Annotated in this window: 10 protein-coding genes; 2 read left to right on the forward strand and 8 right to left on the reverse strand. The window is 38.2% G+C overall.

The annotated features are described in order from the left end of the window. The first annotated feature begins 382 nt into the window (after positions 1-382). The gene (locus IJ535_RS12555) at positions 383-1183 is read left to right on the forward strand and encodes a hypothetical protein (RefSeq protein WP_294303559.1); all 801 of its coding nucleotides are present in this window, start codon (positions 383-385) and stop codon (positions 1181-1183) included. Positions 1184-1229: 46 nt separating this feature from the next. Beyond that, positions 1230-1997: a helix-turn-helix domain-containing protein gene (locus tag IJ535_RS12560; RefSeq protein ID WP_330619617.1), complete on the forward strand. Its 768-nt coding sequence runs from the start codon at positions 1230-1232 to the stop codon at positions 1995-1997. Between the two features lie 9 nt (positions 1998-2006). Here IJ535_RS12560 and IJ535_RS12565 read toward each other — a convergent pair whose 3' ends face one another. From IJ535_RS12565 to IJ535_RS12600, 8 genes are all read right to left on the reverse strand, one after another. After that, complete coding sequence (locus IJ535_RS12565) at positions 2007-4697, reverse strand: GH36-type glycosyl hydrolase domain-containing protein (protein WP_294303562.1); 2691 nt, start codon at positions 4695-4697, stop codon at positions 2007-2009. Between the two features lie 14 nt (positions 4698-4711). After that, entirely contained in the window at positions 4712-7516 is a 2805-nt protein-coding gene (locus IJ535_RS12570) for a glycoside hydrolase family 3 protein (protein ID WP_294303564.1), read from the reverse strand. 39 nt (positions 7517-7555) lie between these two features. After that, positions 7556-10948, reverse strand: coding sequence for a carbohydrate binding domain-containing protein (locus tag IJ535_RS12575; protein ID WP_294303565.1), 3393 nt, complete (start codon positions 10946-10948; stop codon positions 7556-7558). 143 nt (positions 10949-11091) lie between these two features. After that, the gene (locus tag IJ535_RS12580) at positions 11092-11874 is read right to left on the reverse strand and encodes an ABC transporter permease (protein WP_294303567.1); all 783 of its coding nucleotides are present in this window, start codon (positions 11872-11874) and stop codon (positions 11092-11094) included. Between the two features lie 31 nt (positions 11875-11905). Then, positions 11906-12688, reverse strand: a complete 783-nt coding sequence (locus IJ535_RS12585; protein ID WP_294303569.1) for an ABC transporter permease — start codon at positions 12686-12688, stop codon at positions 11906-11908. Next, positions 12685-13443, reverse strand: a complete 759-nt coding sequence (locus IJ535_RS12590) for an ABC transporter ATP-binding protein (RefSeq protein ID WP_294303571.1) — start codon at positions 13441-13443, stop codon at positions 12685-12687. The genes IJ535_RS12585 and IJ535_RS12590 overlap by 4 nt, the downstream gene beginning before the upstream one ends. Before the next feature lie 29 nt (positions 13444-13472). After that, positions 13473-13739 (reverse strand): PqqD family protein, encoded by a 267-nt coding sequence (locus tag IJ535_RS12595; protein WP_294303573.1) that lies wholly within the window; start codon positions 13737-13739, stop codon positions 13473-13475. A 2-nt stretch (positions 13740-13741) separates the two neighbouring features. Beyond that, positions 13742-14590, reverse strand: coding sequence for a hypothetical protein (locus IJ535_RS12600; RefSeq protein WP_294303575.1), 849 nt, complete (start codon positions 14588-14590; stop codon positions 13742-13744). Positions 14591-14597 lie beyond the last annotated feature (7 nt).

Here is a 14597-nt window from a genome sequence, read left to right on the forward strand (position 1 = left end):
ACTAGGCTCATTTCAAAATCATGCAATTAATACTAATATTGCCGCCACTGCTATTTCTTTAGGCTGAGGGTGTCTGCGAGATACATACAGTGCCGACAGAATTGTCAAACCTTGAAAGAACACGTGTAATAGGGGATGCGAGTGTGGCATTTAGAAAATCAGTAATTCTTCGACTGTGCAATAAGCTAGAGGCGTTGGCTGAGTCCATGGTGGGCGCAATTGTAGTTAAATAGCAAGCCCAGGCAGTGGCGTAAGCCGGCCCACTGTAAAATCCACCTTTCAATACCTGGGGCAGGGAGGGGTGGGGCGGAGCACAAAATGTTGTGATTGTATTGAATTATATGTACAAGATATGCTAATATTTATATAGGAGGAGTATCCCATGTATAGAAACGATTTTTTGTTTAGTAGCCATTTGAATTACCAGATTAATGCAGCTAAGCCTGCTGAGGATGGGTCTGACGTGGCAGGAAAGGATATTACAGACATAAATCTTAGGAAGTGCACTTTTGAAGATTTTTCTAATGCCCTTTTGTATGAGAGGGGGCTGAATCCTGATTTCAGCTTTATGGATTCTAGTTTGGATGCAGTGAAGCCTTCAGAGTTTGTGCCTGAGAATACATATAACTTTGTGGATTTAGCAGATTATGCTAAGCATACGGCTATCACTATCGGTAATATGTCATTGTTTAGCGAGCTTCAAAAGATTGCCAGTGCTATTGAATCCTTTATGAAGAATACAGCTCAGGCAGCTAACACTCCTTCTCATGTAATTAGAACCTTTGATGATTATAATAACTTTGATATTAAGTCACAGCCTGCCACTATGGAAGAGCTGGGTAGCTGTGTTATCGGTGGTGGCAATGAGGGTGCTATCAAAATTGCGGCCACTTTTCATGAAAGCAGTACCGGGGAACATCCAATTGTTTCTATCAGGTTTTACTCAATAAATAACAGAGTATATCTTACAAATCGTGATATAATTGGAATTGATAACATATATAAGGCCAATGCATCTTTGATAGAGGCTTTTGCTTATATGAGCTATCATGATTATATTAATAATCATTTTAACTATTCCTTCGATAAATTGCTGATTAGTGATTCCATCGAAATAGATAGTTTGGATGATATGTATAACAAGCATTACGACCTTCGTATATACGATAAGCTATATGCGTAGGGTACTTAATAAGGGGCTATACTAAGATATTATGGATGAAAACCACTTGAATTATATTATAACTGACAATGATGATGAGATTGTACATCGCCATCAAAATAGAGAGCTGCTTTTCTATCAGCAGGTTGCCAGCGGTGATATGGAAGCAATTCATGAGAATTGTCTTAAGCACGAATTTTTAAACCAGGCAGGAGTTGGCAAGCTTTCTAAGGATCCTATCCAAAATCTCAAATATCATTTTGTAGTGTCTGTAGCTATCATTTCCAGACTTTGTGTGGATAATGGCATGGAAATGGAGAAATCTTATCGCCTTAGCGATTATTATATTCAAGCTCTTGATGATATTAATACTGTGGAGGCCATGGAAGAAATACACGATAAGATGGTTTCCGATTATACCTATCGTATGCAGATTATCAAGCAGAGCGCCGGCTTATCCCGTCCTATGACAGAATGCTTGAATTATATCTACTCTCATATTAAAGAACGTATTACTGTAAAGGATTTGGCTGAATACACCAGTAACTCTGCCAGCTATATTTCTAGGTTATTTAAGGAAGAGGTAGGAGTTTCTACCAGCGATTATATCAGAAACGCCAAGCTTGAGGCCTCTAAGAATTTGCTTAGATTTAGCGATTATAGCCTTGCAGATATTGCAAACTATTTTTCATTTACTTCTCAGAGTCATTTTAGCCAGCTCTTTTTAAAAGAGACTGGCCTGACACCAAAAAAGTACCGTGAGAAATACTACGGTACTCAATGGAAAGGGACTGCAAATGATATTATGACATATACAGATGAGTCCCAAGAATGAAGAAAAATTTTATCCTAACACCACGAGAATATTATTGTTATTTTCAAGCCTCTCAATAACATCCCTTGTGATAATTAGCTGTGAATCATTAACAGGTAGCTTGCTTTCATTTAAGTAAGCTGCCTTTATTTTATATGAACCAAAATCCTTCTTATCAGGATTTTCTATGATAATTTCAAATCTCTTATCTGCAAAATTAAGCTCTATTTTTGCCTGATTATTTTCATCGAACTGTTCTTTTAAAAGGGATGGTGCAATCTGAAGGTTTCCACCATTGCCTCTTACTCCAAATACTTCTGTTATCATTGTAAGCAGATACCATGAAGCAGCTCCTGTAAGATATGGATATTTGCCTCTTCCATCTGCTGCAAAATATTCAGGAATGCCTAGATAGATATGGCTTACCCCAAAATTCATAGAGGCATCAAATAAAGCCTTAAGGGATTTGTAGCCTTCCTTTGCAAAACCTCTTTGATACAAAGCATTTGCATACATAACAGACATGTGGGAGAATACTGCACCATTTTCTTTTTCGCCGTAAGCGAATCCAAACATTCTGCCAAGGTCAGATTTTACTTCGGCAAAATCAGTGTTTAATCGGTAACCGCCAATCTCACCTTTATATAAATATCTATCTGCAGCCTTTGTAATCTTTTTGACCTGGTCATCCTTTGCCACATTTCCCATTATGGCAAATACCTGGCCGGTAAGCATCATTCTGGTTTTCTCATCTGCTTCGTCAAAGAACTCCACCTTGCGCTTACTATTATCGTAGTAGCTGTTGAACCAGCCTTCATTTTCTTTACCATCAATCCATTCATTAGAATTAAGATGATTTGCAAAATCCTCTGCCATTTTGTTTATGGTAGCAACCAGGCTTGCAACAGTGATAATGCTCTGCTTGCCAGAGATATCCCCATCCACAAGCTTCATGTAATTTTCTAAGATTTCCCTTTTAGAAGCAATAGTCTTATCACTTCGTATATACGAATTAATTAGTACTATTAGCTCTTCTGCAATGGATATAGTATCAATGCCTTCCTTGGTTGAATAATCCATTATAAGCTTTGACAAATCCTTAAGATTTCCAACGTAGGCATAGGAGAATGCTACAGATTCACCACCTGCCTCTGCCATATCAAGGGCATCGTTCCAATCGGCGCCACGCAGCCTTAGGGCACCATGCTCTCCCACCTCATAAAAGGCAGCAAGATTTTGAACAAGTAGATGTTCAATGATAGAGCCTACATATATTTCCTTATCAACTGTAAGCTGTTTATTCTCGCTGTTTTGGTATTTCTTATCTACAATGGTTCCCCTGTGAACAATAGAATCCTTAAAATAAGGAACCTGTTCCTTTAAAATATCGTAATCACCTGACTGATTAATATACAAAAGCAATGTCTTAAGTGGCCAGTATGCGTGATCCATCCATACTCTGGCAATGCCATTTCTATCTGCGATGAAGTTCCCTAAGCCTTCTCCAATGATTGTGGCATTGCTTCCATCCATTCTTACTCCACCGAAGTTTGCCACTATCATTTTTCTAACATCTGTTGGCTCCATGAAAAGAAGTGATAGACAATCCTGCCACAAATCTCTCCAGCCTCTGCCGCCTCTTCCATAATCGTGATATGGAAGGAAGGAACAGCCATACACTCTTCTAAGGAATGGTTGAAAAGCCACCCACTGCATGTATTCATCAAATGCTTTATCACCTGTTTTAAAGCCTACATTAACTTTATCAAGCCAGTATTTCTTAGTAGCCTCAAGCTCCTTTGCAACATCCTCAGAAGTCTTAAATCTATTTACCAGACTTTTGATTTCTGCTACGTCTTCTGTCACTCCAATCATTATGGTATATACGATACTTTCGTTGTAACCAAGTTTTACCTCTGCAAATCTAAGGGCGCCTACAGCTTCCTTACCATCTACTGTGTAACCTGCTGCAACACCTGTTTCCTGACGGTACACACTTCTTGGCTTTGCAAAGCTTCCGCCTTCACCAATGTAGCTTTCCACAGTAGGAAAGAATCCTTTTGGTGCATTTCCACATTCATCCACACCTACTACATAGTAAGTTTTGTGATTCATTCTGTGGCCCTTTTCATCAAAGGACATGGTAGGTGTTACAAGTACACCTTCATCTACAGTCTTTATTCTATGCAACATAGATGTAACATTGCGATGGTCTCTCAGATTATCTGCTGACCTGCCGTAGATTGGCACTGCTGCAATAGGAGTGATTGTCTTTGGCTCAGGGCTTTCGTTTTTGATACACACTGACATTATTTCCACATTGGCATCCACTGGGATGAAGGATGTAATTTCAGAGCTTATCTTGTAATCGTTACTGTATCTGCTTGCCTTGTGCCACATAAAGCCAGCTGTTACACTGCTTTCATCCTGGCTAAGGGTAAACTTCTTGCTTTCCTGGTCAGCAGAATTGCCAACTGCCGACCAAACCTTACCATTATCCATGTACAACCAGAAGTTGCGGCCATTTTTATTGTTATGTAAGTTTTCCACGCTGACAGGTTCTAGTAAAAATGTCTCCTGGTCTATCATGGAATCTCCTGAAAGATTAGGTGTAACTGATGCCTTAAGCCCCTTTTCTCCTGCTATTGGAAAATATAAATAGCTGGTGTCCTCAGCCTTTGATACCTTGAAGGTTCCATTCTTATCTATAAAATCTATCAACGCTCTACTCCTTTTTACTGCCCCATTCTAGCAAACATAAGTCTGAATTCTTCTTCCTTAGATTTTGCAAGGGTTATTTTTATGTCCTCTATTTCCATTCCATCCTGAGCAAAATACATTCTTAGGAAGAATGTCATTGCGCAGCCTTCAAACATTACCTCAACATCCTGCCAATCTCTATCAGCACCTGTCAAAGTAACCATCTTTATTAATTCCTTATCTCTAAATATGCTTAGAGGAATCTGTGCCAAATCGCTGGTTGCATTAGAGCGAACCCGCATAGTCAGCTTATAGTCTCCTCTTTCCTTGAAGGATACTGAGATGGTATTATTACTGTTTCTTGCAGTTTCAATTAAGCTTGCATCAATTGCTGCTACACCGCTTTCATCAATTCTGCAATCTATAATGTTATCAAATTCTGCCTCATCATCCTCTGCCTCATTAGCAAGAGCAATATCACATTCATTGTTTCTTTCAATAAATCTTGCAAAGGTAGGTGTGTGAAGCACAAAGTTACATATATTTTTGGCATTTCTTTGAAGCTCTCTTCTATCTAAGGAGCCGTCTTCAAGTGCCTCCTCAAGGTTATCCCTGTTTGTGTTATCAATAGCACTTTGAGTTACCATGTACAAATCGTTTTGGGCTCTTACAATAGATGCCATATCTGCTGCATCACCATTTGCTGCATTGCCACCCTTTGCCCACCAATCTGTCATTACGATTCCTTCAAATCCCCATTCCTCTCTAAGGATTCTGGTAACCAAATCGTAATTAGATGATGTGTAATAGCCATTTATTGAGCCGTATGTAGTCATTACAGCAGTAGCTCCTGCTTCCTTAACTGCAATCTCAAAGCCCTTAAGATAAATCTCCCTAACGGCACGCTCGCTGGCCACATGCTCTACAGTATGGCGATATGCCTCCTGTGTGTTCATGGCAAAATGCTTGATTGTTCCTGTTACGCCCATCCTATGCATGCCCTTAAGCTGAGCTGCTGCATTCTTACCTGTAACAAATGGGTCTTCGCTGAAATACTCAAAGTTACGGCCGTTTAGTGGATTTCTGTGAAGATTCATACCAGGGCCAAGAAGAACATCTATCTTATTTTTCCTAAGCTCTAAGCCTTCGTAGTTGTATAGCTTTTCTGTTAAATCAAGATTCCACATACATGCAAGCAATGTGCCATTTGGCATAGCAAATGCCTTCTTGCCTGAATCCATTCTGATGCCTGAAGGGCCATCGGTACAACAGCATGTAGGTATTCCCTTTTCTACCAAGGACTGGCTTACTCCACCAAAGGCGCCGCCACAACCAGGTGTTACCTTTGGTGAGCTCATGCCCTCGCCTCTTACTATGGCCATTAACTCCTCATCACTTAGCTGTGCCACAAACTCATCCATAGTGCAGTTATTATCTAACACATCAACCAGCTTGTAGGATGTATCAGGCTTAGCTTTAGGGGTTTTTAATAAAGCCAGTCTAACATCCTGCCAGCTACCGGTTGCCTTTGGCACATCTTCGTATGAAATAGCATATCCATCTTCACCAGCCTCTGGCTTAATGCGTGTGAAATCCACCACTGGAGCCAACGCCTCAGAAAGCTGTTTTACTACCTTAGTCTTGCCTATGTTATATGTGCCAATTCTAGTAAGATTTCTTATGCTGTCACCTACATAGAAGATATAGGTTCCTTCCTCTAGTACATAGGCACTCTTGTATCCTGTAACGCCACTGTCATCGTAGCTTGCCATTTGATAATTCGTAAATACGATATCAACTGTCTCCTGCTCATCAGGCTTAAGCTCCTTTGTCTTGGCAAAGCCAACAAGCTCAACTGCCGGCTTACCAAGCTTGCCCTGTGGCTTGGTTACATAGGCCTGCACTATCTGCTTGCCCTTGTAATCACCAATATTTGTTACAGTAACCGAAACCTTAACCTGGCCATCAGCAACAGTAAATCCATTTGATACTATGTCAAAGGATGTATAGGATAAGCCGTATCCAAATGGATACATTACCTTGTCCTTAGCAAAGGTTTCAAAATATCTATAGCCTACATAAATATCCTCCTGTTGGATATTTCGTTTGCTACTGCCAAAATTTTTGGTAGATGGGTAGTCTGCAATATCATAAGCAATTGTATCTGTAAGCTTTCCAGAAGGTGAAACCATGCCCTTAAGCACATCTATTACACCGCTTCCACCTTCCTGGCCTCCCTGCCAGATATAGGCTACAGCTGTTGGATTATACTTATCCACCCACTTCATATCTATGATATTGCCCACATTTAAAAGGACGATTGTTTTATTAAATGCTTTGGTAACATTTTCAAGCATCTGCTCTTCATCATCAGTAAGCAGATAGCTCCCCTTATGGGCGCTATTATCCTGATCTTCACCGGCTGTGCGGCCTATTAGGACAATAGCCACCTCTGAATCTTCTCTTGCCCCGTAAGCTAATTCTTTAGTTACTGGCATTTCCTTTTGGAACCAAGGTTCTGCAGCCCAACCTGCACCTGCATCAAATGGATTGTCTTCCACCCAATTTTCATAGGTGCTTCTAAGCTTGCTGTTAATCTCGAAGCTGCCATCCTCTTCTATGGCTTCATACACACCAGTGACATATCTGGTATTAACCATTCCGCCCGAGCCTGTTCCACTCTTATAGTAGTTAAACTGGCTACGGCCAAAGATTGCAACCTTTGTGCCTTCCTTAAGTGGTAATACCTTAGCTTCGTTTTTCAGTAACACAACTCCCTCTGCAACTGCCTGTCTTGCTACTTTAGCAAACTCTGTAGTATCAAAAATTTTGTTTGCCATTTACCTCAATTCCTCTCTTTTCTAGATTTTTGTTTTTCATCAGAAAAGCGATTTGAAGAAGTCAAGTATAGCCTTGAAGAAATTTACGATTGCTGTAAAGAAGCCTACATGCTCTTTTTCAGCTGTCTTTGGTGCTTCTGGCTCTTCAATCTTTTCTTCCTTAGCCTCTTTTGAATCTACTGATTCATCTTCTACTACTTCTTTTGTCTCTTCCTTTGCTGTATCTTCTACTGTGTCCTTTGTCTTTGTTTCTTCTGTATTCTTTTCTGCTTTGCCTGATTCTACATTATTAGAATCCTGTCGCTTTTCGTTAGTTTTATTATCAGCTTTTTTAGTATCTTTAGCAACAGGTACATTTCCTGCCAGTGGAGTCTTAGTGTCAGCAATCTTCTGTGATGTAGCAGGTGTACTTACCACGCCGCTATTAGAAGAGCTTTGACCGTTGCCGCTTGGAGCAGGATTTACACTTGGCTGTGATGGGCTTGATGGCTGTGATGGCTTTGTTGGCTCATCATTTCCACCAGCTTCATCACTAAGTTCTATCAAGCTTATATCATCAATGTAAACATCATGCTTTTCTGTGATTCTTATTCCATCAACAGAACCCATTGTGATGTTGAATCTTGTATTAGGGTCTGTCTCACTTTCCATTACAAAATCGTTGGTAAATGTTTTCCATTCATTGCCAATTTCTACGGCACCTGTGCCACTGTAGTTTGTCCAGTTACCTTCGAATTCCTGCAATGAATACTTGATTAATCTATCAATAGAAGACTTGGCCTTAAATGACATTCTGTATTTCTTGCCCTTTTCAAGCTTAATTCCATCCTGGTTAAGCTGTACATACCAAGAGTTTGCTTCGCTATCTGCCACTGTGTCATCTATTGTTATGGCAAATGTATTGTCATTTCCATTCATATTGTCAATAACATAATTTGCCTTAACACTGTCATAGACGTATGGTGAAAATCCTGCAAGGCCTGCATTAAATGAACCATTCTTTAAAAGTGCTGCCTCAGCTAAGAACACATTATCAATGTAATACTCACCTGGCTTAGTAAACAGGAATTCAATGTTAGAATCCTTGCGCTCAAGGTTCTTATCTAATACAAACTTATGAGAGTAGCTTACATTCTCATTTGCCAACTCCGGTGTATAAGTGTTGCCAGCCACATTTACTGTAAGACCATCTTTAACATCCGCATATCCGTTAAAGCTAAGCTCATACTGGCCAGCCATCATTGGAGATAATTCGCTCTGTGACACCTTCACAGGATTAGCTTTAGTTGTGCCCTTAGGTGCAACTACCTTAAGGAGTCTAGAGTTCTTCTTATTAGTAACACTAACTGCCTTTTTATTATTGATATCCCAATAGCCCAATCGATTCTCACCTTGATCAAACCCTCCGTTGTAAATATAATTACCATCTGGTCGAATTGTCTTTGAATCGTCAGTTACTATTTCATCACCTGACTTATGTGTCAATTTGACATTTGATATTGTTACTGCCGCTGTAGAATTCTGCTTGCCTAAGTTAAACTCAAGAGAACCGTTAGCATCTGTCTTTTCATTCATTGTGAATGTGTAGGTATATGACTGCTTCTTGGTAGAAACCGGTACAGATGTATCCTGCATATATCTTATCCAGCCTCTATCAGGACCTTCCACATCTATAATGATGTCTCTGTCTTCATCTGCCACAGCATCAAATGTAAGCTCATACTCCCATCCCTTATACATTGGGATATTCTGCTGCTTAAGCTGAACGCTGTGTGGCTGTGAACCTACTGCTGTTGGATTAATCTTTATTTGATTATCTTTTACTGTATATTTTGTATCCTTTGCATCGCTTTCAAGATGTAGCTTCCAGTTGTCATCACTGGCATCCTCTGCTCCATCAAATGCTATGTCCTTAGCAAAATCTCCGTTGATTACATAGTTGCCAGCTTCATCTGGCTCTCTAAATTTTACAGGCTCCTTTTCAGGACGCTTAGCCTCTGCCTCAGCCTTTTCATACTCCTCAGCAGATTTCTGATAAACTCTTACGTAATCAACTGCAAAGCTGTCATCATTCATGTGCTCATACACACTATCATCAGGATATCCTACCCAGCTGCCACCTACAGCAAGATTAAGTATGATGTAGAAATCCTGGTCAAATGGTGCAGGGTATGTAACCTGATTGTTGTCATCACTTCCTGTGTACCAGTCATTAGTGCTGTAAACCTTTTCATCATCTACATACCATGTGATAAGTCCCGGTTCCCAGTCCACTCTGTATGTGTGATATTCATCAGCAAAGCTTCCATCTGAAAGAACCTTACTTCCCTGATTTTCCTTGTGACCGCTGCCAGCACTATAGCCATAGTGGATAGTGTGGTAGGATTTTGAAACATCCTGTCCCATTACCTCCATAATGTCTATCTCACCACACTTAGGCCACTGACCATAGAGGCCTTCGTCTGTAGCCATAAGCCAGAATGCTGGAAGATATCCCTTGCCCTCAGGTACCTTTGCTCTTGCCTCAAATCTTCCGTAGGTGAAATCGTGAAGCCCCTGAGTGGTGATTCTTCCTGATGTAATTTCTCTTTTTGATGAGCCAGTGCCTGCTGCACCCATAGCTGACTTTTCAATAGTAGCCTTTGTGCCTGCGTACCAGTTGTATCCATTGTCAGGATCAAGCAAGCTAATCTCTACCATTCTATCTGCATCTGCTACAGCATCCATGGAAAACCTGTAGGTGTGCCCCTGTTCAAGCTTAAGTCCGCTTTGCTGCAACTGATAGTTCCAATTGGCATCGCCTGATTTTTCCACATCAAGGATGGCACTGCCATCTTCATATTTGTAAGAGCCTTCTGCAGGAGAAGTGATTCCGCAATACCAATCATCTCCATTTGAAAAGCTGCCGTTTCTAACAAGCTCACTGTCATCTTCTGTATCTACTAAGGACACATTGGAAAGCTTTACTTTAGCCTTTGCATTTCCTGCTTCTGAATCATCTATCTTTCCAAAATTAACCTGAAGGGCAATTGTTTCTGATGTTTCTTTATCATCCCCTACTGTAAAATCAAAGCTTATATGTGTAACCTTTTCTTCCTCAGGTTCACTTGCTTCGCCATCCGTGATTTCTTCCACATGAGGCTTGATGACCATATTGCCATCCTTCACCTGTATGTTTCCCTCTTCTATACCGGTATATCTTTGAAGCTCTGAATTAACCCAGCCCGGCTCGTGCTTTTCCACATTCCAATCATTTAGATTAAGGCTGTCTCCATCAAATTCATCATTCCATACCAGGCTGTAGCCTTCATCAGAATACTTGTCCTTAATGGAATCCTTAGAACCTGCTTTGGCTTCCACTGGAATCCCTGTAAAAGCCATCATGCCAGCCATCCCCAAAGCTAGCGCACGCACTATTTTCCCATTTCTCATTACATCCATTCTCCTTTCATTTTCCTAAATGTTGGGATAATGATATGAAAAATCGAAAAATCTTTATATCGAAAATGAACTTTTTTTATCAAATTCATTCATAAAAAAAATCGCAGAGCCTTATAGCTCTGCGATAAGAGAAATTAATAATAGTCAAATGAACCCTTTTTTCTTGTTTCTTTTTCAACAACTGCAAATAGAAATCTTGCTAGAACCACATACACTATTCCACTTAATAATTCCAATAACAATAATAACCAATAGTTTTTATAATCGCCAACACGAATCCCCTTTACAGCTTTTATAGATTTAGTAAGTGGTATACTCCACGAAACATATTGAACACAGATAGGTAACTGTTCAATTGGAAATTCTGCTCCAGTAAGAATCAAAAGCAATCCCTCCATCATATTCAACACCATATGCATACTATCAGTAAGTAATCCTAAAACCCCCAATAAAAGACCAAAGCAGGATGCCGATATCATTGCAACTATTATTGAAATAAAAATATAAACAAAATCCACTTTAGAATAATCGATTTGAAAAACAATAACTCCAACAATTAACCCTAAAAATGATGCGATTATAGCTAATATTGCTGGGAAAATACCATTTGCTAAAATTAGTGCTATTTTATTACACGGAGAAGCTATTATAGATCTAATTCTCCCTGTATATCTTTCATTCATAAACACTATACCCAATCCAAATATACACGAATTCACACAAAGCAAAAAAGAATTCCCTACTACCCATTCGCCCAAATCATTTGTTCCATAGCAATACGAAGCTATAAGACAATGAAATATCATCGTGAGTAATGGATATCCAACCTCTAATAATACAAACTCCTCCGCATTGAAAGCCGCTTGCCTGCCTTTGTGATACAAATAAGCTTGCTCAAAAAATCTCCTAATTGCCATGTATAATATCTCCATATTCTCGTCTTATATTTTAAACAACATTTAGATTGCCTTTTATCCTAACTCTTTTATCTATTATTCTATATAATAATCGCGCCCCCAAAACATACAACAAAGAAATACCTGTTAATAATACAACTTTATTCCAAAAATTATTTATATCCTCTATCCCACATGCCGTAATTCTTAACAGTTCAACCGCATACGTAGATGGTATTAATCTGCTAAATAGTTGCAGCGGCTTTGGAAGCAAATCAACCGGAAAAACAAATCCACTTAACATAATTAATGGCACTTCTATGCAATTCATGTATAATTCAGTCTTTCTTGAAAGCATCAATAAAAATGCAACTATAGTAGCTATTATTACAAATACCACTATAGTAGCTACAAACGAAAACAAAAAGTAGAACGGATTTTTTATATCAATTTCAATATGAAATAATATTTTAGCAACCAATAATGACATCACAAAACTAAAAATCGAAAGAATAGTATTGCCCATAATTTTTCCAACTACTATCTCTCTAAAACTAACTGGCGCAGTATATATTATAGCCAACGTCCCACTATGACGTTCTCTGTTTATATCACCTGCTGAAGAAAAACATATACACCCCCATAACCCCATTAAACCCGAGCCAAGAACCACGTAGGCAAAGTAATTAGTTTCACCCGAATTAATATACATTTCATATAGCAAAATCGTACTAATTATTGGATTAAAAAAAAGGCAAAATTTAAACATTGGTCGCACAAAAGACTGCCTCATTTGGACTAACATAGACTCATATATTACTACTATTTTTTTCAACTAACCTGTCCTCCCACTAGATCTATATAAGCATCCTCCAATGTTACATATCCACCCTTAATCTCCGATGGTACACCGGATTTTACAATCCTCCCATCTTTCATAATAACCATCTTATCACACAATTCCTCAGCTTCTTGTAAGTAATGAGTAGTCAGAAGAACTGTTTTTCCCTGTTCCTTTAATTTAATAATTATGTTCCTAAGCATCCTTGCCCCTACCGGGTCCAATCCAACAGTTGGCTCGTCCATAAATATTATCTCTGGATCATTTATGAGTCCTCTAGCTATTTGTAAACGTTGAATCATTCCTTTAGAAAAGGTTTCTGCCAAATCATCTGCCCTATTTTTTAAATCTACCAACTCTAATATCTCATCTATTCGTTCTTTTTGTTTTGATGAATTCAGCATATATAAATTCGAAAAATATCGTAAATTCTCTCTTGCAGTCAATCTACGATATACTCCCGTCTCACCACCAAATATAAAATTAATTTTATTACGTATCTTTTCCTCCTCTCCAAAACAATCAAATCCTAAAACTTTACACTCGCCAGCTGTGGGTGCTAATAACGTTGTTAACATCTTAATAGTGGTAGTCTTTCCAGCTCCATTCTGTCCCAATAATCCAAATATCTCTCCGCGTCCTACTTCAAAAGATATACCATCTACAGCAACTATAGTTTCCTTATTTCGTATACCTTTTTTTCTAATATATTCTCTTCGTAAATTTCTAACTTCAATTATCTTATCCATGATTCATCTTTTCCTATTCTGGACCTATATCACACACTAAGAACATTTATATTTTCTAAAAATTCGATAAAAGCCATAACATCTTTCATTATCATCTCACTTGATTCACTATCATATTTCTTGGCCATTTTTTGACAAAACAATGATATTGGCATATCGCTTCCTATGTATTTATACACAAGTGCGCCAGTTTCATTCACTTTATAGCATTTACCATCTATAAAAATATAATAATTATCTTCTAATTTTCTTATAATCGCATTTTCATTTTTATTTATCTCATTTAAATTATTCATAATTAAAAATCCACCTCTATACTATATTCTTCTATTTTATCCTCTAAATATTTCACATATTTACGTATATCGCCCTCTAATAGTTTTGTACCATCACCATACAAAACTTTCTTCATATATATATATACATCACTGTATTCTTTTTTATCATTTGATAAATTTTCAATTTTAATCCATGCCCATTTTCTTCTGTCATTGAATATTTTCTCTCTGCTAAATATATATTCAATAAATCTATAAATAGCTTCCCTACATAACATCAATGCTGTTGTATACTCACCCACCTCTACATTCCCCCAAATATCCTCCTTCATATTGTCAATCACTTGAATACAGTAATATTCTTTTAATTTGAAAAATGCATTTATATCTATTACATTTTTAAGCCAATTGTAGTATTCAATATTATAAATTGGAATTGAATAAAAGAATCGTGTCAAAAATTCATTAATTTTCTCAAATGAATATCCTTTTGGCATCTTAATACAATTTAGTATTCTCTCTTTTTCTTCAAATCTAATGTTATTAACCCCATCAATAATCTCTTTTATTATGTCCATATCATATACTTCAACATCACAATTTATACCAAAACAGCTAACAAAATCTGTCCTGCATATATCGGTAATATAGGTAGCTGATGTTTCTTTGTATCGTTCATGCTTTCTTAAAATAAATACATCTAAATCAGAAAGCCTATTTCCCACCCTTCCGCTGTATTTATTTACTGAAGCCTCTACCAATGATCCGCCCACATAAACAACATCATCATCTTGGACATTCAAAACCTCAACTAAGTTCATATAAGGTAGCGGTTGCTTCATATTCTTCAGCATAAGTATCTGCTCCATAACGTTT

It is taken from the genome of Pseudobutyrivibrio sp. (genome assembly GCF_017471675.1).
In the GTDB taxonomy this organism is placed as follows: Bacteria; Bacillota; Clostridia; order Lachnospirales; family Lachnospiraceae; genus Pseudobutyrivibrio.